This is a genomic window from Delftia sp. GW456-R20 (assembly GCF_001622915.1).
GTDB classification, from domain to species: Bacteria; Pseudomonadota; Gammaproteobacteria; order Burkholderiales; family Burkholderiaceae_C; genus Comamonas; species Comamonas acidovorans.
Map to the genome: position 1 here is coordinate 1,240,141 of NZ_LWCN01000004.1, position 21,074 is coordinate 1,261,214.

20 protein-coding genes are annotated in these 21,074 nt (G+C 67.5%); 14 read left to right on the forward strand and 6 right to left on the reverse strand.

Features of this window, described 5'->3' with window-relative positions:
* Positions 1–93: 93 nt before the first annotated feature.
* Positions 94–573 carry a 2-C-methyl-D-erythritol 2,4-cyclodiphosphate synthase gene (ispF, locus tag A4F85_RS10915; protein WP_063326588.1) on the reverse strand — a complete coding sequence of 160 codons (480 nt, stop codon included), beginning with the start codon at positions 571–573 and terminating at the stop codon, positions 94–96.
* A gap of 16 nt (positions 574–589) precedes the next feature.
* Positions 590–1,420, reverse strand: coding sequence for a 2-C-methyl-D-erythritol 4-phosphate cytidylyltransferase (ispD, locus tag A4F85_RS10920; protein WP_043819361.1), 831 nt, complete (start codon positions 1,418–1,420; stop codon positions 590–592).
* A 161-nt stretch (positions 1,421–1,581) separates the two neighbouring features.
* On the opposite strand from ispD, the gene mfd reads away from it, so the two are divergent.
* The 4 genes from mfd (at position 1,582) to A4F85_RS10940 (ending at position 7,423) form a co-directional block, all read left to right on the forward strand.
* Positions 1,582–5,076 (forward strand): transcription-repair coupling factor, encoded by a 3,495-nt coding sequence (gene mfd / locus A4F85_RS10925; protein ID WP_063326589.1) that lies wholly within the window; start codon positions 1,582–1,584, stop codon positions 5,074–5,076.
* Positions 5,077–5,093: 17 nt separating this feature from the next.
* A complete protein-coding gene (locus tag A4F85_RS10930) occupies positions 5,094–5,759 on the forward strand; it encodes a hypothetical protein (RefSeq protein ID WP_063326590.1) in 666 nt (221 codons plus the stop codon).
* 79 nt (positions 5,760–5,838) lie between these two features.
* Entirely contained in the window at positions 5,839–6,552 is a 714-nt protein-coding gene (gene serB, locus A4F85_RS10935) for a phosphoserine phosphatase SerB (protein WP_012204694.1), read from the forward strand.
* A gap of 307 nt (positions 6,553–6,859) precedes the next feature.
* Positions 6,860–7,423, forward strand: a complete 564-nt coding sequence (locus A4F85_RS10940; RefSeq protein WP_043819363.1) for a hypothetical protein — start codon at positions 6,860–6,862, stop codon at positions 7,421–7,423.
* A gap of 63 nt (positions 7,424–7,486) precedes the next feature.
* Here the strand turns inward: A4F85_RS10940 and A4F85_RS10945 are convergent, their stop codons facing one another.
* Entirely contained in the window at positions 7,487–7,972 is a 486-nt protein-coding gene (locus A4F85_RS10945) for a PaaI family thioesterase (RefSeq protein WP_063326591.1), read from the reverse strand.
* A gap of 102 nt (positions 7,973–8,074) precedes the next feature.
* Between A4F85_RS10945 and A4F85_RS10950 the strand changes: the two genes are divergently transcribed.
* On the forward strand, positions 8,075–9,415 hold the full coding sequence (locus A4F85_RS10950; protein WP_063326592.1) for an aminotransferase-like domain-containing protein: 1,341 nt from the start codon (positions 8,075–8,077) through the stop codon (positions 9,413–9,415).
* 38 nt (positions 9,416–9,453) lie between these two features.
* Here the strand turns inward: A4F85_RS10950 and A4F85_RS10955 are convergent, their stop codons facing one another.
* Positions 9,454–9,672, reverse strand: a complete 219-nt coding sequence (locus tag A4F85_RS10955) for a DUF3820 family protein (RefSeq protein ID WP_063326593.1) — start codon at positions 9,670–9,672, stop codon at positions 9,454–9,456.
* Between the two features lie 196 nt (positions 9,673–9,868).
* Between A4F85_RS10955 and A4F85_RS10960 the strand changes: the two genes are divergently transcribed.
* Positions 9,869–10,654: a MetQ/NlpA family ABC transporter substrate-binding protein gene (locus A4F85_RS10960; RefSeq protein WP_012204689.1), complete on the forward strand. Its 786-nt coding sequence runs from the start codon at positions 9,869–9,871 to the stop codon at positions 10,652–10,654.
* Positions 10,655–10,750: 96 nt separating this feature from the next.
* Here the strand turns inward: A4F85_RS10960 and A4F85_RS10965 are convergent, their stop codons facing one another.
* Entirely contained in the window at positions 10,751–11,653 is a 903-nt protein-coding gene (locus A4F85_RS10965; protein WP_034391880.1) for an EamA family transporter, read from the reverse strand.
* A gap of 108 nt (positions 11,654–11,761) precedes the next feature.
* On the opposite strand from A4F85_RS10965, the gene A4F85_RS10970 reads away from it, so the two are divergent.
* Both A4F85_RS10970 and A4F85_RS10975 read left to right on the forward strand, forming a co-directional pair.
* Positions 11,762–12,259, forward strand: a complete 498-nt coding sequence (locus A4F85_RS10970) for an Lrp/AsnC family transcriptional regulator (RefSeq protein ID WP_013803176.1) — start codon at positions 11,762–11,764, stop codon at positions 12,257–12,259.
* A 30-nt stretch (positions 12,260–12,289) separates the two neighbouring features.
* Positions 12,290–12,601, forward strand: a complete 312-nt coding sequence (locus tag A4F85_RS10975; protein ID WP_047473683.1) for a hypothetical protein — start codon at positions 12,290–12,292, stop codon at positions 12,599–12,601.
* Positions 12,602–12,610: 9 nt separating this feature from the next.
* On the opposite strand, the gene A4F85_RS10980 is transcribed toward A4F85_RS10975, so the two are convergent.
* The gene (locus tag A4F85_RS10980; RefSeq protein ID WP_012204685.1) at positions 12,611–13,261 is read right to left on the reverse strand and encodes a LysE/ArgO family amino acid transporter; all 651 of its coding nucleotides are present in this window, start codon (positions 13,259–13,261) and stop codon (positions 12,611–12,613) included.
* A gap of 70 nt (positions 13,262–13,331) precedes the next feature.
* Here A4F85_RS10980 and A4F85_RS10985 point away from each other — a divergent pair, with 70 nt between their 5' ends.
* The 6 genes from A4F85_RS10985 to A4F85_RS11010 all read left to right on the forward strand — a co-directional run bounded on the left by A4F85_RS10985 (position 13,332) and on the right by A4F85_RS11010 (position 21,072).
* A complete protein-coding gene (locus tag A4F85_RS10985) occupies positions 13,332–14,237 on the forward strand; it encodes an HTH-type transcriptional regulator ArgP (protein WP_012204684.1) in 906 nt (301 codons plus the stop codon).
* Positions 14,238–14,688: 451 nt separating this feature from the next.
* On the forward strand, positions 14,689–15,522 hold the full coding sequence (locus tag A4F85_RS10990; protein WP_197485482.1) for a GspH/FimT family pseudopilin: 834 nt from the start codon (positions 14,689–14,691) through the stop codon (positions 15,520–15,522).
* A 19-nt stretch (positions 15,523–15,541) separates the two neighbouring features.
* Positions 15,542–16,030 (forward strand): type IV pilus modification protein PilV, encoded by a 489-nt coding sequence (gene pilV / locus A4F85_RS10995; protein ID WP_051940613.1) that lies wholly within the window; start codon positions 15,542–15,544, stop codon positions 16,028–16,030.
* Positions 16,027–17,139 (forward strand): PilW family protein, encoded by a 1,113-nt coding sequence (locus A4F85_RS11000; protein ID WP_063326594.1) that lies wholly within the window; start codon positions 16,027–16,029, stop codon positions 17,137–17,139. Before pilV ends, A4F85_RS11000 begins: the two co-directional genes overlap by 4 nt.
* Positions 17,140–17,141: 2 nt before the next feature.
* Positions 17,142–17,699: a pilus assembly PilX family protein gene (locus A4F85_RS11005; protein WP_197485483.1), complete on the forward strand. Its 558-nt coding sequence runs from the start codon at positions 17,142–17,144 to the stop codon at positions 17,697–17,699.
* A gap of 10 nt (positions 17,700–17,709) precedes the next feature.
* Entirely contained in the window at positions 17,710–21,072 is a 3,363-nt protein-coding gene (locus A4F85_RS11010) for a PilC/PilY family type IV pilus protein (protein WP_197485484.1), read from the forward strand.
* The last annotated feature ends 2 nt before the right edge of the window (positions 21,073–21,074 follow it).

Consider the following 21,074-nt stretch of genomic DNA (forward strand, 5'->3'; position numbering starts at 1 on the left):
CGCGTTCGGCAGATACGTTCGGCAGACACAAAGGCCCCGGCGATCATTGACCGATCGCCGGGGCCTTTTGCCATGGGGACGGCACCCCGCTGGTCAGGCGCGGAACAGCAAGGCGGCGGCGCGCGCCTCCATGGCCTGCTGCTGGCCCACGGGCCCGAGCTTCTCGGCCGTCTTGGCCTTGACGTTGACCTGGTCCAGCGCCAGCCCCAGCGCCGTGGCGATGCGCTCGCGCATGGCAGGAATGTGCGGCGCCAGCTTGGGGGCCTGGGCAATGATGGTGCTGTCGATGTTGCCAATCTCCAGGCCCGTGGCGCGCACGCGGCGCGCCGCCTCCACCAGCAGCACCAGCGAATCGGCGCCATGGAATTCTGGGTCGGTGTCGGGGAAATGGCGGCCGATGTCGCCCAGCGCCGCGCCGCCCAGCAGCGCGTCGGTGATGGCGTGCAGCAGCACGTCGGCATCGGAATGGCCCAGCAGCCCCAGTTCATGCGGCACCTCGATGCCGCCCAGGATCAGCTTGCGCCCGGGCACCAGGGCATGCACGTCCCAGCCCTCGCCAATACGAAAATTCATGTGAAACATTCCAGGTTCAGAAAAACGGATTGCCCGACGCCTGCGGCTGGTCGCGCTTGCCCCGGTAGCGTTCCAGCGTCGCGCCATGCGCGCGCTGCGACAGCACGGCGGCAGCCAGCGCAAAGTCGTCGGGATAGGTGACCTTGAAGTTCTGCGCGCCGCCGGGCACCAGGCGCGGGCGCTGGCCCACGGCCTCCATGGCGCTGGCCTCGTCGGTCACGGCCGATCCCGCGTGTTCCAGGGCGTCGAGCAGCGGCGCGATGCGAAACATCTGCGGCGTCTGCGCCAGCCATTTGTCGCTGCGGTCCACCGTGCCCGCCACGCGCACGCCGCCAGGCCCGGTCACGGCCGTCTTGAGCGTGTCGGGCAGCTTGTGCGCCAGCAGGCCGCCAACGGCATCGTGCTCGCAGGCGTCGATCAGGGCATCGATCAGTTCGGGCGTCACCAGGCAGCGCGCGGCGTCGTGCACCAGCACCCAATCGTGCGCACTCGCACCGCGCGCCAGCAGCTCCTTCAGGCCGTTGGTCACGGATTCAGCCCGCGTGGCGCCGCCGCAGGCCGCCGTGGAGTAGCGCGTGGGCGACGGGCCCGGCAGGCCCTGGCGCCAGAAGTCGTCGCCGGGCGCGATCACCACCAGCGTGTGGTGCACGCGCGCTGTGCCCGCAAAGGCGGCCAGCGTGTGCGCCACCATGGGCGCACCGGCCACCAGGTGGTATTGCTTGGGCAGTTCAGGCGCAGGCGCATCGGGCGCGATGGCGCGCGAGCCCGTGCCCGCGCAGGGGATCAAGGCCCACAGGCGGGCCGGCTCCAGGGACGCGGGCGCAGCCGCCGCAAGCAGATCTGTCATGGTGGCGCATTGTAGTGACGGCCATGCGCCACCATGGACATGCGGGCATGCCTGCATGGCCGCCATGCGTGCTGGCTAAAATGGTTCGATACCCCTCTGCGCCTGCCGAGGGGTTTTGTCGTTACTTCGCCCAGGCGCTGCAGCGCCCACGTCCAAGCACCATGGAACTGCCCAAGCTCACTCCCGGAAAACGCTTCACCCTGCCCCGCCCTGTGGGCAGCGCCGACGCCCTGCTGCTGGCCCGCCTGGGCGAGCGCGAGAAGGCTGCAGGCCGGGTGACGGCCATCGTCACGGCCGACGCCTCGGATGCCCAGCGGCTGATCGACGAGATGGCCTTCTTCGCCCCGGGCCTGCGCTGCGCGCTCTTCCCCGACTGGGAGACCCTGCCCTACGACAGCTTCTCTCCCCACCAGGACCTGATCAGCGAGCGCCTGGCCACGCTGTGGCGCATCAACCAGCGCGACAAGGAGCATGGTGCCGACGTGGTGCTGGTGCCCGCCACCACGGCGCTGTACCGGCTGGCACCACCCTCCTTCCTGGCCGGCTACACCTTCGAGTTCAAGAGCGGCCAGAAGTTGGACGAGGCCAAACTCAAGGCCCAACTGACCCTGGCCGGCTACCAGCATGTCTCCCAGGTGGTCAGCCACGGCGAGTACGCGGTACGCGGCGGCCTGATCGACCTGTTCCCGATGGGCTCGCTGCAGCCCTACCGCGTGGATCTGTTCGACGACGAGATCGACTCCATCCGCACCTTCGATCCCGACACCCAGCGCAGCCTCTACCCCGTGCCCGAGGTGCGCCTGCTGCCCGGCCGCGAGTTCCCCATGGACGAGGACGCACGCGCCAAGTTCCGCCAGCGCTGGCGCGAGCTGCTGGAGGGCGATCCCACGCGCAGCCGCATCTACAAGGACATGGGCCAAGGCATTGCCACGGCCGGCATCGAGTACTACCTGCCGCTGTTCTTCGACGAAACGGCCACCGTGTTCGACTACCTGGGCGCCGATGCCACCGTGGTGATGCATGGCGACCTGGAGCCGGCCTTCCAGCGCTTTTGGCAGGACACCAAGGAGCGCTTCCGCCTGGTGCAGGGCGACCCCGAGCGCCCGGCCCTGCCGCCCGAGGTGCTGTTCCTGTCCGCCGACCAGTTCTACACGCGCGCCAAGGAGCATGCCCAGCTCGCGCTGCGCCCAGGCACCGAGGACGTGGCAGACAGCGCCATCTTCCAGAAGCTGGAGGACCTGTCCGTGGTGCGCGGCGCGGAAGACCCGCTGGCGCGCCTGCAAAAGCACATTGCCAGCAGCGCCCACCGCATCCTGCTGCTGGCCGAGTCCGATGGCCGGCGCGAAAGCCTGCTGGACTTCTTCCGCGCCTCGGGCGTGAACCCGCCGGTCTTCGACTCGCTGGCCGAGTTCCAGGGCGATGCGGGCGAGAAGGTGGGCATTGCCACGGCCGGCCTGATGAACGGCTTTGCCTGGGTGGAGGAAGGCCTGGACTTCGTCACCGAGACGGAGCTGTTCGCCACCAGCCCCACGGGCCGCAGGCGCCGCCGCCAGGAGCAGGTCAGCGATGTGGAGGCGCTGATCAAGGACCTGTCCGAACTCAAGGTGGGCGACCCCGTGGTGCATTCGGACCACGGCATCGGCCGCTACCAGGGCCTGGTCAACATGGACATGGGCCAGAAGAACCCTGACGGCACGCCGGCCGTGCAGGAGTTCCTGCACCTGGAGTACGCGGGCAACGCCGTGCTCTACGTGCCCGTCAGCCAGTTGCAGCTGATCAGCCGCTACACGGGCGTCTCGCCCGAGGACGCGCCGCTGCACAAGCTCGGCGGCACGCAGTGGGAAAAGGCCAAGCGCAAGGCGGCCGAGCAGGTGCGCGACTCGGCAGCCGAGCTGCTGAACATCTATGCGCGCCGCGCCGCACGCCAGGGCCATGCCTTCCGCTACTCGCCCCAGGACTACGAGCAGTTCGCCAACGACTTCGGCTTCGAGGAAACGGCGGACCAGCGCGCCGCCATCCACGCCGTGATCCAGGACATGATCAGCCCCCAGCCCATGGACCGCCTGGTCTGCGGCGACGTGGGCTTCGGCAAGACCGAGGTGGCGCTGCGCGCGGCCTTCGTGGCCATCACGGGCGGCAAGCAGGTGGCCTTCCTCGCGCCCACCACGCTACTGGCCGAGCAGCACTACCAGACCCTGGTGGACCGCTTCTCCAAGTGGCCGATCAAGGTGGCCGAAGTCTCGCGCTTTCGCTCGGGCAAGGAGATCACGGCGGCCGTCAAGGGCATTGCCGACGGCTCGGTGGACATCGTCGTGGGCACGCACAAGCTGCTGTCGGAGTCCACGCAGTTCAAGAACCTGGGCCTGCTGATCATCGACGAGGAGCACCGCTTCGGCGTGCGCCACAAGGAAGCCATGAAGGCCATGCGCGCCGAGGTGGACGTGCTCACGCTGACGGCCACGCCCATCCCGCGCACCATGGGCATGGCGCTGGAAGGCCTGCGCGACCTGTCCGTCATCGCCACCGCGCCCCAGCGGCGCCTGGCCATCAAGACCTTTGTGCGAAACGAGGGCACGGGCGTGATCCGCGAGGCCGTGCTGCGCGAACTCAAGCGCGGCGGCCAGTGCTACTTCCTGCACAACGAGGTCGAGACCATCGAGAACCGCAAGCAAAAGCTCGAGGAAATCCTGCCCGAGGCACGCATTGCCGTGGCCCACGGCCAGATGCCCGAGCGCGAGCTCGAACGCGTGATGCGCGACTTCGTGGCCCAGCGCTACAACATCCTGCTGTGCTCGACCATCATCGAGACCGGCATCGACGTGCCCAGCTCCAACACCATCCTCATCAGCCGCGCCGACAAGTTCGGCCTGGCCCAGCTGCACCAGCTGCGCGGCCGCGTGGGCCGCAGCCACCACCAGGCCTATGCCTACCTGATGGTGCCCGACCTGGACAGCCTGACCAAGCAGGCCCAGCAGCGGCTGGAGGCCATCCAGCAGATGGAGGAACTGGGCTCGGGCTTCTACCTGGCCATGCACGACCTGGAGATCCGCGGCGCCGGCGAGGTGCTGGGCGAGAACCAGAGCGGCAACATGATGGAGGTGGGCTTCCAGCTCTACAACGAGATGCTGTCCGAGGCCGTGCGCAGCCTCAAGGCCGGCAAGGAGCCCGATCTGCTCAGCCCGCTGTCGGCCTCCACCGACATCAACCTGCACGCGCCGGCCCTGCTGCCCAACGACTACTGCGGCGACGTGCATTTGCGCCTGTCCTTCTACAAGAAGCTGGCCACGGCCCGCACCAGCGACCAGATCGACACCCTGCTCGAAGAAATCGTGGACCGCTTCGGCAAGCTGCCGCCCCAGGCGCAGACGCTGATCGACGTGCACCGCCTGCGCGTGCTGTCCCAGCCCTACGGCGTGGTCAAGGTGGATGCGGCGCCCGGCGTCATCAACATCACCTTCAAGCCCCAGCCGCCCGTGGACCCGATGGCCATCATCCACCTCATCCAGAAGAACAAGCACATCAAGCTGGCCGGCAACGAGAAGCTGCGCATCGAGCGTGCCCTGGACAACCCCAAGGACCGCGCCCAGATGGTGCGCGACGTGCTGCGCAGCCTGGGCCAGCCGCTGGTGGAGGCGAAGGCGGCCCAGCCCGCATAGAACGCGTCGTTCCAGCCATGTTCCTCGAAGCGAGCATTGCCCTGCTGGCCCTGGTCACCGCGCTGTGGCTGCGCCCCTGGCGCATGCTGGCCGGCCGCCCGGGTCCGGGCGGCCCGCAGGACCGCATGGCCTCGCCCCTGGTCACGCCGCTGCTGGGCGTGCTCGTGCTGCTGCCCTGGATCTGGGCCCTGCCCACGCTGCACCGCATGCCGCTGCAATTGCAGTGGTCCTCGGCGCCGCTGGTGGTGCTCATGCTGGGCTGGCCTCTAGCCGTGCCGCTGCTGCTCATCGTGGGCGGGCTGGCCGCCCTGCTGTCGCCGGCCCTGGGCTGGGGCGATGCGCTGGGCATCTCGGTCTGGCAGGGCATCGTGCCCGCCACGCTGGCCATGCTCTGGGGTGCGGCGCTGCGGCGCTGGCTGCCGCACCAGATCTTTGTCTACATCCTCGCGCGCGGCTTTGCGGGCACGGTGCTGTGCGTTTTCATCGCCGCGCTTCTGGCCCAGGCGGCGGGCCACGCCCTGCCCGGCGTCAACGAGGATCTGTCGCGCATCGCGCGCTGGCTCATGGCCTGGGGAGATGCCGTGGTCACCGGCATGGTCACCGCCATCTTCGTGGTGTTTCGCCCCCAATGGCTGGCCACCTGGTCGGACGCCATCTACCTGCGCCAGCCGCCCGCAGCCTGACGGCAGGCCCGCCACTGGATATGATTTGCGCCTGTTTCCCGCCAGCCCGGCGGCCCGTCCCCTTTTTGCTGCCCCACCCATGACCGATGTCACCGAATTCGCGCCCGGACTGCTGATCCGCGGCATCCAGCCGCCACTGAAGCTGGCCGACTACAAGCTCATCGCGTTCGACATGGACTCGACGCTGATCACCATCGAGTGCATCGACGAGATCGCCGACGCCACCGGCAAGAAGGCCGAGGTCTCGGCCATCACCGAAGCCACCATGCGCGGCGAGATCACCGACTTCAAGGACAGCCTGCGCCAGCGCGTGGGCAAGCTCGTCGGCGTGACCGAGGCCGACATGGCCCGCGTGCTGGCCGAGCGCCTGAAGCTCTCCCCGGGCGCCGAAACCCTGGTGCGCGCAGCCCAGGCTGCGGGCCTGAAGGTGCTGCTGGTCTCGGGCGGCTTCACCTACTTTGCCGAACATGTGCGCGGCATGCTGGGCATCGACTTCGTGCGTGCCAACGTGCTGGAGATGCGTGACGGCGCGCTGACCGGCGGCCTGATCGAGCAGCCCTGGGGCGACATCTGCGACGGCGCCGAAAAGCGCCGCACCCTGCTGGAAGTCGCCTCGCTGCTGGGCATTCGCCCCGACCAGTGCATCGCCGTGGGCGACGGCAGCAACGACATTCCCATGATGCAGGTCGCAGGCCTGTCCGTGGCCTACCACGCCAAGCCGCGCGTGCGCAACGAAGCCAAGGTCTCCATCACCGAAGGCGGCCTGGACCGCCTGCTGGAAGTCCTGCGCTGAAAACGGGTGGCAGCGGCGCGCGCAGGCCGCTGCGCCGCTCCGCAATCAATAGCTGAGAATGTTCTGTGGGCTTGCTTTTCCGGCAAGCCCCAGTCTTTTCTACAATGCATCACGCAGCCCCATAGGCCACCGCCCCAGCGCCGGGTGGCCCACCTACAACAGCAGGCTGCACGCCGGCGCATCCGCGCGCCGGTGCTTGGAATCTCCTCCCCCATCCCCATGTGACACACAAGGCCGCAGGCCTGCCCGCATACGGGCAGCCTGTGGCGCGCCGACCGGCGCGGGCCCGCCTGCGCCGACCGTGTACATGACCACCATGATTGGAAAAAACTCCGTGAAGACTTCGTTCCGCGCCACTGCCTCCGTGATCGCCCTGGCCATTGCATCGCTGACCGTGCCCACGCTGGCCCAGGCCAAGCGCATGGGCAGCGGCGGCAAGTCCGTGCGCCCGGCGTCGATCGGCAAGGCCCCCGCTCAGCCCGCAGCGCCTGCGGCACCCACCGCCAGCAAGGCAGCGACTCCGTCCACCCCCGCCGCACCAGCCGCTCCTGCAGCCCCGACCGCTGGGGCAGCCCCCGCTGCTGCACCTGCGGCTGGGGCCGCCCCCGCTGCTGCTGCACCTGGCGCGGCTGCCGCTCCCGCAGCACGCGGCTCCGGCATGATGGGCACGCTGGGCGCCGCTGCCGTGGGCGCCGTGGCAGGCTCCATGGCCGGCAATGCGCTGGCTGGCGCCATGACCCCTGAAAAGGATGCGGCCGCCAAGGAAGCCGAAGCCAAGGCCAAGGCCGCTGAAACCGAGGCAGCCGAGCTGCAGCGCAAGGCCGACGAAGCCAAGGCCAAGGCAGAAGCCGCCCGCGCTGCCGCCAAGTAAACCGCCTGCTCCTTGCAAAAGGCCGCGCCTGTCGCGGCCTTTCTGTTTTGTCCAGCGCCTGCTTCAACGGCCTTGCGCATGCTCTCCACGCAGCGTCATCACGGCGCTGGCAATGCTCGCAACGGTCTTACCATCATCACGCTCGATTTCACAGCGGTAGTGGCTGATCGTGCGTCCACGGTGCTCGGCCCACGCCCGCGCGCACAGCCTGGAGCGCCAGACCGGACGCAGGAAGGCCGCCTTCAGGTCGATGCTGGTGAAACTCTGGCCTGGCTCCATCAAAGTGGAATGCGCCGTGCCTATGGCAGCATCGGCCAGTTCGCACAGCATTCCGCCATGGACCGTGCCCTGCTGGTTGCCATGGCGCTGCGCATCGGCGTCGAACTCCACGACGGCCATGGCTTCGCCGACGGCCACTATGCGAAACCCCAGCATCTGCGAGATCGCGGAGGGATAGCGCATGTGCGTGGCCTCGTCTGCGGCAAGCCGCCCTTCGATCTGCCGCTGCAGATAGTCGAGCACGGGGAGATAAGTGCTGGGAAGATGCATGGATTTCCTGTCTGGAGAGGGAGGGCAAGGCCCGGGAATGCCCGTCTCGCCAGTGTGATGACCTAGACTGGAACAATCAAAAAATTGTCCTAGCTACACTCCATGGCTGCCTCTCGCGTTGCTCTGCTGACTGAACGGCTGGCCGAAGACATCCGCGCCGGCCGGCTCGCGCCCGGCACGCTGATGCCCACGCACCGCGACCTCGCGGCCCGCCATGGCATGGCCGTGGCGTCCGCCAGCAAGGTGTATGCGCGGCTGGCCTCCCTCGGCCTGGTCATCGGTGAAACCGGGCGCGGCACCTTTGTGCGGGATCGGCCGCAGCAGCGCGAATGGGATGGCGGAGACGAATCCCGCCTGAGTTCGGACACGGCCGACCTGTCCTTCAACCATCCCACCTGGCCCGGGCAGGCCGGGCTGTTGCGCTCCATGCTGCGCGAACTGGCTGCTTCGGGCGACCTGGCTGCGCTCATGCACCAGCAGCCGCCCGGCGGCCGGCTGCACGAGCGGCGCATCGTGGCCGACTTCCTTGCCCGCGAACGCGGCCTGGCTGCCGAGCCGGAACGCATCTTCCTGGTCAACGGCGCGCAGCAAGGACTGGACATTGCCGTGCGTGCGCTGCTGCGGCCCGGCGATGCGGTGGCCGTGGATGCGCTGACCTACCCGGGCTTCAGGATGCTGGCCGAGCTCCAGGACCTAGACCTCCAGCCGGTCCCTGCCCTTGACGAGGGTCCCGACCTCGATGCATTGGAGCGGCTGTGCGCGCGCCGGCACATACGCGCCATCCATGCCATGCCCACGCTGCACAACCCCCTGGGATGGGTGATGCCGCTAGCGCAGCGCCAGCGCCTGGTGGAGATCGCAAGGCGCCACGATTGCCTGCTGATCGAGGATGCTGCCTATGCCTTTCTTGCAGGCAAGGCGCCCGCAGCCCTCGCAACGCTGGCGCCAGAGCGCTGCATTCACGTCTCCAGCCTCTCGAAAAGCGTGGCCAGCGGGTTGCGCTTCGGCTTCATGGTGGTGCCCCAGGCATGGGTTGGCCGCGTCAAGGCCGTGGTGCGCGCCAGCCACTGGAGCATGCCGGGCCTGGTCACGGCCATGGCCACGCGCTGGATGGCCAGCGGCTCCGTGCGGCAGCAGGAACAACGCATGCGGCAGGAGGCACGGCGCCGGCAGGCGATTGCGCGCAAGGCGCTGGCAGGAATGCAGATGCTGGCCCACCCCTGCTCGCTCTTCCTCTGGCTGCGCCTGCCCGGGGAGCTGCGAATGGACCGGGTGGCCACGGCGCTGGCCCAGTGCGGCATCGCCGTATCGCAGGCCCACGCCTACGCAACGACACCCCATGCCCCGCATGCGCTGCGCCTGGGACTGGGTTCGGTGCCTCTGCCGCAACTGGAGGCCGTACTCGTTCAGTTGCGGGATACCGTGGAAGGCTTTCCCCCCTGAGCCTGCCGGGCCAGGGCCCGGTTCAGCGGCCTTGCGCTTCAGCGCGGCCCGGCGCGCAGCGGCTGCAGCAGGTGCGACAGGCCGTTGTGGTCCAGCTCCTGCATCAGCGCCAGCAACTGGCCCAGCTCTCCCTTGGGGAAGCCTTCGCGTGCAAACCAGTTCAGATAGTTGCCGGGCAGGTCGGCGATCAGCCGGCCCTTGTATTTGCCGTAGGGCATGTGCACCTGCACCAGCTTTTGCAGCATTTCGGAGTCCATGGCGGCGATGGTACGCGCTGCGGCATCGCAAGAATCTGCATAAAAAGCCACAGCCTTATAACCAAATAGCAAAATTGTTCATTGCGGCCGCTGGCGCCGCACTAGACTATGCGCCTGCCTGCCGTACCGCCCGATACAGAACCACTCCACCGGGCCTGCGGCGTTTTTGCAACCCGTTGAAGAAAGTCCTCCGGTCATGTTGAAGAAAGCCCTCTCCGCAATCGCGATTGCCACGCTGGCCCTGACGGCCCAGGCCGCCGACGTGCTCAAGGTCGGCGCCACCGCCGTGCCTCATGCAGAAATCCTCAACCATGTGAAGCCGGCCCTCAAGGCCCAGGGCATCGACCTGCAGATCAAGGAATTCAGCGACTACGTGCAGCCCAATGCGGCCGTCGAGGACAAGCAGCTGGACGTGAACTTCTTCCAGCACCAGCCCTACCTGGACAGCTACAACAAGGACCGCAAGACCTCGCTGGTGGCCGTGCCCAATGGCAAGGTCCACGTGGAGCCCTTCGGCGGTTACTCGCAGAAGATCAAGAACGTGAAGGATCTGAAGGACGGCGCCACCATCGCCATCCCCAACGACCCCTCCAACGGCGGCCGCGCCCTGATCCTGCTGGCCAAGCAGGGCCTGATCGAGCTCAAGGACCCCAAGAGCCTGACCCCCACGCCGCTGGACGTGGCCAAGAACCCCAAGAAGCTCAAGTTCAAGGAGCTCGAAGCCCCGCTGCTGCCGCGCGCACTGGCTGACGTGGACCTGGCCCTGATCAACACCAACTACGCCATCGAGGCCAAGCTCAATCCCACCAAGGATGCGCTGTTCATCGAAGGCGCCGATTCGCCCTACACCAACATCGTGGTCTCGCGCCAGGACCGTGCCAACGATCCCAACATCGCCAAGCTGATGAACGCGCTGCACACGCCCGACGTGAAGAAGTTCATCCTCGAGAAGTACAAGGGCGCTGTCGTTCCTGCGTTCTGAGGCGCAGGGAATGCAGCCGGTCGGCTGCATCCTGTCCCCGCAAAAAAAGCGCTGCCTCGGCAGCGCTTTTTCATTCCCCTTCCCTGGTATCGCCACTCAACCCGCAGGCGTCACCTCGGCCGGCGCCTTGGCCGCCGCAGCGGGCCGCGTGATGGCGCTGCCCATGGCCGCGCCCATGATGCAGGCGATGGCCAGCCACTGGGTCCCCACCAGGTGCTCATGCAGCAGCAGCATGCCCATGAGGGCGGCAATCGCAGGCTCCGTGGCCAGGGCAATGCCGAAGGTGGCCGGTGGCAGGCGGCGCAGGGCCATCATCTCCAGCGTATAGGGCAAGGCGCTGGAGATGGCCGCCACCACCAGGCCGAAGGCCAGGATGGACGGCTGCAGCAGCTTGGCCCCCGCCTCGGCCACGCCGAAGGGCACCACCACCATGGCGGCGAACACCAGGCCCAGCGACACGGCCTGGCCGCTGGGGATGCTGCCCAGGCGCTGCCCCAGCAGGATGTACAGCGCCCAGCAGATGGCAGCACCCACGGCGCAGGCAATGCCCACGGGCTCCAGCACCAATCCGCCCGCGCCGGCGCCCCCTATAGGCAAAATCAGGGCCAGCCCCGCCACGGCCAGCGCCAGCCAGACAAAGTCCACCGGCCGGCGCGAGTGGTAGATGGCCACGGCCAGCGGACCGGAGAATTCGATGGCCACGGCCAGGCCAAAGGGAATGGTGCGCAGCGCCATGTAGAACAGCAGGTTCATGGCGCCCAGCGCCACGCCGAAACGCAGCAGCGCCCAGGCCTGGGGGCGGGCCAGCGTCCAGCGCCAGGGCCGCCAGATGGCCACCAGGATCAGCGCGGCAAAGCCCACGCGCAATGCCGAAGTGCCCTGGGCGCCCAGCACCGGAAAAAGCTGCTTGGCAAGAGAAGTGCCCACGCCCAGTGCCGTGACCGAGCCCAGCACGGCCAGCAGGGGCCAGGCGCGGTTCCATGTGGTGTTTGTTGTCATGGCCCGTACGATATTGCAGGCCAGCGATGCAAAAGGCTCGTTTTGGGGCCTCTTCGCGCAATATTCGCTCTTTCCAACCGCCTCGCCCCCGTTTTCCGCCCCGCCCCCATGCCCGCCATCGCACTCGATACTTTTGACCGCGCCATCCTCGACGTGCTCCAGCGCGACAACCTCACGCCACAGCGCCTCATTGCCGAGCAGGTCCACCTTTCGGCACCGGCCGTGCAGCGGCGCATACGGCGCCTGCAGGAGCTGGGCGTGATCACGGCCAACGTGGCCGTGGTCGATCCCGTGCGCACGGGGCGCCCGCTCACCGTGCTCATCAACGTGCAGCTGGCCAACGAGCGCCCGGACCTGTCCCTGGCCTTCCGCGCGCGCGTGGCGCGCGAGCCCGCCGTGCAGCAGTGCTACTACGTGACCGGGGAAGCCGACTATTCATTGATCGTCACGGCTGCCGATATGCAGGAGTACCAGGCGCTGGCGGCGCGGCTGTTCTCCGGAGACGACAACATCCGGCGCTACACCACCTCGATCGCTCTGGAACGCATCAAGACCGGGCTGCAGTTGCCGATGGCAGAACACAAGCCCGACAATGAAACAAGTTGACACAACCTAGACATACACCAGGAGACTGCTTTGAGCGCACCTTCACCGGACAGCATGGCCCGCCTCGTCGCCACACGCACCCTCGACAAGTACGAGCGTGACTACTATCCCAAGCGCGAGCGCATCACCATTTCCTTCCGGGGCGACCTGGCCGAGCAATACAACTACGACAAGATCCAGCCCTTGTCCGAGGCCCAGCGCCATGGCCACAAGGTCGTCATCGAGGCGACCAGCCAGAAGACCGGCGCCACGGGCCACTACTGCATCGAATGCAACAGCTGGAACCTCATCGAGGCCGTGGGCACCTGGGCGCCCGGCGAACAAGCCCCGGCCGCAGACTGATCTGCGCCGTCAGCCAACTGCCGGTGCCAACGCGCTGCCAGCCACCCACCAGGCCAGCGCCAGCATCATCACGCCCGTGAGGCCATCGAGAACGCGCCAGGCCTGCGGCTTCTCGAACAGGCGCTTCATGCGGCGGCCCGCAAAGGCCAGCGCCACGAACCACGACAGGCTGGCCGATGCGGCGCCCACCACATAGACCCACTTGAGCACGCCTTCCTGGCGCGCGCCGATGGAGCCCATGAGCAGCACCGTGTCCAGATAGACATGGGGGTTGAACAGGGTGATCACGGCCAGCGTGGAGACCACGCCCAGCAGGCCACGCGGGGCCAGTTGCCCGCCCGATGCCGCCAGTTGCGCATCGGGCGCCATGGCCATGCGCCACAGCGCGATCAGCCCATAGGCCAGCAGGAACAGGGCGCCGCCCAGCGTCAGGTAACGGGCCAGGTCGGGGTTGTCGCCCAGCAGCCGGGCCATGCCCGCCACGCCCAGGCCGATGAGCACCACGTCGCTCACCACGCACCAGGCCACGCAGGCGCGCACATGCTGGCCTTGCACGGCCTGGCGCAGCACATAGAGGTTCTGGGCGCCGATGGAGACGATGAGAGACAGGCAGACCGTGAAGCCCGCCAGCCAGGAAGAAGAAACATTTGCAGTCCACATGGCCGGGATTGTCTGGCCGGCAAATGGTTAAGTAAAATTACATTTACTCAACCAAATGAAGAATATCTAAATGCTCGACTACGCCGGACTCGAAGCCCTGGCGGCCGTGGTGCGCGAAGGCAGCTTCGAGCGCGCGGCGCGCAAGCTGCATGTCACGCCCTCGGCCGTTTCCCAGCGCATCAAGCTGCTGGAGGAGCGTGTGGGCCAGGTGCTGGTACTGCGCGGCCAGCCCTGCTCGGGCACCGATGCGGGCCGCAGGCTGTGCCTGCACCTGGAGCAGGTGGCCCTGCTCGAAAACGATCTGCGCCGCAAGAACCCGGAACTGGTCCCCGAGGGCCAGACCGCCCTGCCCACGCTCAAGCTGGCCGTCAATGCCGACTCGCTGTCCACCTGGTTCATGGATGCCATGTCCGCCTTCACGCGCGACGGCAACGAGCTGCTGGACATCAGCATCGACGACCAGGACCACACGGCCAAGCGCATCCGCGAGGGCGAGGTGCTGGCCGCCGTCACGGCCACCTCCTCGGCCATTCCGGGCTGCAATACCTGGCCGCTGGGCCGCATGCGCTACGTGGCGGCCGCCAGCCCCGACTTCATCCGCCGCTACCTGAAGGACGGCATCACGCCCGAGGCCATGGCGCGCACGCCCATGATGAGCTACGGCCGCAAGGACAGCCTGCAGGACCAGTGGCTGCAGCGCCTGGGCGCGGAGGGGCGGCGCAACACGCCGCGCCACTTTCTTCCCTCCAACCAGGGCTATACGCGGGCCTGCGAGCTGGGCATGGGCTGGGGCATGCACCCGCCGCTGATGATCGGCGCGCAACTGGCCGAAGGCAGCCTGGTGGAGCTGCTGCCCGGCAACGACCTGGACATTCCCATGTACTGGGCCCATGCGCGCAATGCGCAGGCCAGCCTGCAGCGGCTGACCGACTGCGTGATCCAGGCGGCAGCCGCCTGTCTTGACCCGATGGAGTGAGGGGGCCATCGACGACCCCCTCTTTCCCCCTCGCCCACTCCGTCGAATCCACATCCCCGGCCAATACGTTTTTGCCGGCCCGGGATCATCGCAATACCGGAAACAAACAGGTCTTCCATTCATTGAATTCGCTGAAATACCGGCGTCAGCAGATAATCCCGCGCACGCCCGGAAAATGCAAACAGGAACAGTCCTAGAAATAAAATAGGAGCATTCCCATAAGGCGGATACAAGCGTCCCGGGGGGCCAAAAGAAGGACTCAGATTTTCTGAAAAGCCTTGACATCATTTGCCGAGAGCCTAGAGAATTCGCGGGCCTCAAGGCAATTTCATAAAGCTGCCACTCTTTTTGAAAATCACCCAGGCAATAGACGCGCCTCGAAATACTTGCCATATCCAGGAAATCGACATCTCCGGCAATGCCTCCATTGCCGGATATTCAGGATTCGCCTATGACCACCACAGGAATACACAGGGACGAATACACGGGACAGGCAATGCAGGAGTACTCCTTCGCTTTTCATTTGCGCATTCCATTCATTGCCCATGCGGCATGCCAGCGGCGCCGCGAAGCCGGCGGCATGCCTGCGCCGCCCGCAGGGCGCCACCAGGGCTTCACCCTGGTGGAGATCATGGTGACCCTGGCCGTGATGGTCATCCTGCTGGCCATTGCCGCCCCCAACATGAACGACATGGTGCAGGCCAGCCAGCAGGAGTCCGCACTGATGCGCCTGTCCGCGGCCCTGCGCATGGCCCAGCACGAGGCGGGACGACGCAACCAGCGCATCACCATCTGCCCTGCCAGCGCGGGCCGCAAGGCCTGCAGCGACACCGCCATCGGCAGTGGTCCCTATCAGGGGCTCCAGGATTGGTCCGGCGAGCTGATCGCCTTCAGCGACGGCAGCACCCCCCGCGTGATCGACGAGGACGACCAGGTCCTCAGGGTGTTTCCCAGCGTGCGCAGCGTGGATCTCTTCGCCTGGTATCCGACGGGCGGCCAGGGCATGAAATCGGCGGGCCACGCCGTACACGCGCTTCCGGACGGGCAGATCTGCTGGCCCACGGCCCGCCAGGGCGCACCGGGCGCCGAGCAGGTCCACCGCGTGGCCTACCCCTGCAACCCCGACGTGACCTTCACGGCCTGCCCGAGTCGCGCCCGGCACCTGCCCGCCCGCCATATCGCCATGTATGCCGGTGGCCTGCAGGACCTGGCACCGCGCGACCCGCTGCCCCGCGCCTCTGGCAGCAGCAAGCCGCCAGCCATAGGCTGCGCCGCCAGCCTCTGAACACAAGCGAGGACTTCGCATGGACAGGAAGGATCCACACCCCGCTCCCACCCCCGCCGCAGCTGCGGCATCGCAGGCAGGCTTCACGCTGGTGGAGGTCATGGTCACCCTGGTGGTCATTTCCGCCGGCCTGCTGGGCACCCTCAAGGGGCTCTATCAGAACCTGGGCGACCTCAATGCCTCCTACCAGCGCACGGCGGCCGTGCAAAAGGCCGCCGAGATGGTGGAACGCCTGCGCGCCAACCGCCGGGGCGCACTGGCAGGCGACTTCGACGGCGGTGGCGGCACCGCGCCCAGATCCTGCAGCGACCCTGGCGAAGGCGGAGACGACAAGGCCCATGCCCAGTACCGGCTGTGCCTGTGGCAAAGGGACCTGGGCAACGCCCTGGCCCAGGGCCAGGGCAGCGTCAAGACTGCCGAAGGCAAGACCCTCATCACCGTGACCTGGAGCCATCCCCGCAGCGGGGATGGAAACCCCGAAGAACACAGCATCGAGGTCATCCCATGAGAGATCGGCTGGCATCCCGTGGCCCGCAGCAAGGCCCGCAACAGGGCCTGACCCTGGTGGAACTCATGGTGGCGGTGGTCATCGCCCTGTTTCTCCTGGCCGCCTTGGCGGGACTGTATGTGAACGCAAGAGGCCTGCTGCGCCATGAAAATGCACTGGCGCGCATGCAAAGCGATGCACGCCTGAGCTTTGGCGTGATGGGCCAGGCGGTGCGCAATGCGGGCTTCACGGGCTGCAGCACGGCCCTGACCAAGGTTCCCCCCTTCATCGCCGAGCCCGAAAGGCTCGGGCCCCACTGGAACCTGCTGGACCCCATAGGCATCCGGCGCGGACAGGCACAGGATGCCTGGACCAGTTTCGCGGAAGATGTCCCTGCCCAGGCCAGCGCCCGGTCGGACGTGCTCAGGACCGCGGGCACGGGCACGCACAAGAGCAGCCAGCAACTGAGCGACAACGATGTGGTCGTCGCGACCGATTGCTCGCAGACCTACATTTCCCGCCGGGTGCTACTGGATACCTGCATCCAGCCCCCGCCCGGATCGGGAATTTCCGGCTTCTCTCCGGACCGTGGCGCCTGCGGCCTGACGCCCCTCAAGCGCGATGCACGCGTGCTGCCCGCAGTCAATGACCTGTTCTTCATCGGGCGGCTCAGCGAGGGCACCGGGCAGCAGGGCGCCACCGGCCTCATCCACTGCTCCAGCAGCCTGATCGATCCCAAGCCCGAGCAAGGCAAAGCCAATAACCTGAGCTGCCGCATGCTGGCCGAAGGGGCCGTGGATCTCAAGATCGAGGCCATACACGGCCAGCCCTCGGCCGCCGTTCAGCAAAAGGCTCCCGGCAACAGCGTATGGAACAACACCGGCTCCGGCCTGGCCGACAGAGCGACGACGCCGGGCCCGGCTCCGCCGCCACCACCTCCTGCCGTGCGCGCCGTGGAAGTGCGCCTTCTCATGGCCTCCGCGCCTGGCATGGGTGCGCTGCTGCACGCACCCCAGAGCTACACCTTCTATCGCGACGGCAACGGCGCCCCCCGGCGCACCACCGCCGCCGATCGGCGGCTGTACCGTGAATTCAGCGCGGTCTTCACGCTGCGAAACCGGGTGGAATGAGCATGGCAAGGACACGGACACAAACACGGACACAGGGCGGCCTGGCGCTCATCACCACCATGATCATCATGATGGCCCTGGTGATGCTGTCGCTGGCCGCCATGAACATGGGCCTGCTGCAGGGCCGGTCCACGGGCAACCGCAACGACTGGCACATCGCCTTCCAGGCCGCCGAGGCCGCGCTGCGCGACGGGGAGCATGACATCACCACCCGCAACCCGGCCCTGGAGGCCTTTGACGATGCCTGCACAGCGGGCCTGTGCCTGCCCAGGGAAGACGGCAGCTCGTGGTCCGAGGCGCTCATTGCCCAGGACACGCTGGGCGTGGCGCTGGGCACGCACACCGGGCAGACCGCCCCCGGCCCCCAGGGAGCACCGGCACCGCGCTACCTCATCGAGCGGCTGGAGACCCCTGCGCAAAGCGTGGTGGTGCAGGGCTATGGCGCCGACCAGGGCCGCCCTCCCGTCTTTCGCGTGACGGCCATCGGCATGGGAGCGGCCCGGCGCGCCGATGGCAGTCCGGCCTCGCGGGTGGTGCTGCAAAGCATGTACATCAATTGAAGGAAAGACCATGCGCAAACTCCCTCTGCAAAAGCCAGCCCAGCACCCCCTCTTGCCGGCGGCAGTGGCGATGCTGCTGCTCGCCTGCATGGCCGGCCCCCGCGCGCAGCAGCCTCCGGCACCGGTGCGCCCCGTGCCCCTGAACATCTCACAGGCGCCCCTGATGGCCACGCAGAACGCCACGCCCAACGTGCTGCTCATCATGGACAACTCCAACAGCATGGACGAGGCACCCAACGGCTGGGCCGTGGGCAGCGCCAGTGCGAACAGCAAGTCCGAAATCGCCCGCACCGCGGCCCGCACCATCATTGAACGCCACCAGGGGCGCATGAACTTGGGCCTGATGGCCTACCAGCAGAACGACCACGTTGACATCACCAGCCTGGGCAACTCGCTGTACGACGTCAGCTACAACCCCAGGCACTGGAACCGGGACTGGGAAGGCCCGCGCGCCAGCCCCGACAACAAGCGCTTCCGCCTCCCCAACCCCAACGACCCTGGGCGCTTCATCCACTTCAACGTGGCCTTGCCGATGTACGGCCTCGGCAACACGGCCGCCCACTGCTTTTCCGCCACAGCCAACGCCGCGGCCACGCCCGCCAATCCCGACGGCTTCCGCACAACCGAGACACCCGATGGCCCCTGGGACCGCTATGCCTGCTTCCGCAGCAAGATACGTACCGACAATGTCACCGGTGCCAACGACACCGGCATTGCGGGCTATCGCGATTTCTGGTTCGAGGGACCTTTCGAGGCCACCGACTCCGACTTCGCCCAGGGCATCTTCGACTTCGGCAGGCAGATGTTCCTCACGCCCATAGGCTTGGCCTGGTTCAGCAACGGGTGGCGCAACACAGACGGTTCCCGCCGCTTTCCAGGCCGCGGCTTCCTGCACCAGCCCATCCGGCCGCTGGACGGCGCCCACAGGGCCGCGCTGGATCGCAAGCTGGCCACCTCGCAGTTTGAGGTCAACGGGCCGACCAATCCCGCCCTGCCCCTGCAGAACGCGGGCAGTACGCCGCTGGAGGGCACGCTGCTGACGGCGCTCGACTACTTCCAGGGCGGAGGGGGCAGTTGGCGCGATGCGGCAGAGGGCTATGTGCCCGCCTGCTATCCGCTGCCCCAGTCCTGCGGCCGCAACTTTTTGGTGCTGCTCACCGACGGCCTGCCCTCGACCCGGCCCGACGGCACCATCATCCAGGACATGGCGGCCGGCCTGCGCCAGACGGCAGAGGCCGCGCGGCGCCTCAGGCAAGAGGCCAACGTGGAGACCTTCGTCATCGGATTCGCCCTGCCCTTCGGCACCAATCCCGAGCAATTGAACGAGGTGGCCGCCGCCGGGGGCACGGAGCGCGCCTTCGCGGCCAACGACCCCGCGACCCTCGATACCGCCCTGCAGGCGATCTTCGCCGACATCGCCGCCCGCTCCTCCAGCGTGGCCGCCGTGGCGGCCAACTCCACCAACGTGTCCAGCAGCACCAGGATCTACCAGGCACGCTTCGATCCCCGCGACTGGAGCGGCACGCTGTCAGCGCACAGCATCACAGGCACTGCGGTGGCCGAACAGGCGCAGTGGGAGGCACGCATTCCTGCGACACGCCGCATCCTCAGCTACCGGCCCGACACGCGCCAAGGCGTGGCCTTTGCCTGGGATGAATTGAACCCCGAGCAGCAAAGGCAGATCGGATCGCCCGACGTGCTGGCCTACCTGCGGGGCAGCCAGGCGCAGGAAGCGCCCCGTGGACCCCTGCGCAGGCGCACCAGCCTGCTGGGCGACATCGTCAACTCGGCCCCGGTGTATGTGGGCGCGCCCGAGATGCCCTACACCGAGGCCTCCTACCGCGAATTCCGCAAGGCACGGGCCGATCGCCGCAAGATGGTCTACGTGGGAGCCAACGACGGCATGCTGCATGCTTTCGACGCGGACACGGGGCAGGAGCTCTTTGCCTATGTCCCCTCGACCGTGATCCCCCACCTGCGCCAGCTGTCCGATCCGAACTACCGCCACCGCTTCTACGTGGACGGCTCGCCCATGGTGTCCGATGCCTTCATCGGCGGCCGGTGGCGGACCATCCTCGTGGGGGGTCTGGGCGCAGGGGGCCAGGGCGTGTACGCGCTGGACATCACCGATCCCGATGCGATCACCGAAGCCGCCGCCAAGGACGTCGTGCTGTGGGAGTTCGGCGACCGCGACCGGCGCGCACCGGGCAGCAACCGACCGGCCGGTTTCGATATGGACATGGGCTTCAGCTTCGCGCAGCCTTCCATCGCCAGGACCCGGGCAGGCTGGATGGCCCTGTTCGGCAACGGCTACAACAATGTGGAGGCGGACGGCGCGGCCAGCACCAGCGGCAATGCCGTGCTGTACGTCGTCAACCTGGAGACCGGCGCGCTGCACAGGAAATGGGACACTCGCCGAGGCGTGCAAGACAGCACTCGCAGGTGGCCCAATGGCCTGAGCACGCCGGCTGCCGTGGACCTGGATGACGACGGGCTGGTGGACCGCGTCTATGCGGGAGACCTGCAGGGCAACATGTGGCGCTTCGACCTCATGGCCGCGAGCGGGGACGGGGACGGGATCGTGCCGTCGGTCAACGGCACTCCTGCACCGATGAGCACCCCCTGGGGCGGCAGCTTCCACGGGCAGCCCATCACCACGCGGCCCGAGGCCAAGATCAGCCACGGCACGCTGCAATCGCACGTGCAGCTGCTGTACGGCACGGGCAAGAGCTTCGAGGTCGGCGACCATGACGCTGCGGCCCCGGCCTCCGCATCCCAGTACTTCTTCAGCCTGCTGGACGAAGGCACCGGGGGCTCCTCCGCAAGCCACAGCGTGCTGAAGGTCACCAGTGTCGACGCCGGCGCCGCCAACGGCGATGGCCGCACCACGCAGATGTCCCTGCGGCTGATCTCCGACGGCCGCCCCGGCAACAGGAACTGGATCATGCCCCTGGCCGACGCGGGCGAGCGCTTGATCACCCATCCCATGCTGCGCCGCGACCGCATCATCTTCACCACGGCCGTGCCCAGCACGCAGATGTGTACGGCAGGCGGCCATAGCTGGCTGATGGAACTCTCCCTGGACGGCCAGGGCGCGGAGAAGTATGCCGACGGCCTGTTCGACATCAACGGCGACGGTACGGTGGACGGCAGCGACCGCTACGGCGACAACGACCGCGCCACCGGGGGCGCGCGGCTGGAGGGCATCAGCTCGCAGCCCGCCATCCTGAACAACGGCAAGCAGGAAACCAAGGTCATGAACAGCACCGCAGGCCTGCAATCGCTGGCCGAAAGCAAGGGGCCGCTGAGCAACAGGCGCATTTCCTGGCGCGAGGACACCCCGGCCGACATCCATCCGCTGGGCCTGGACTGACC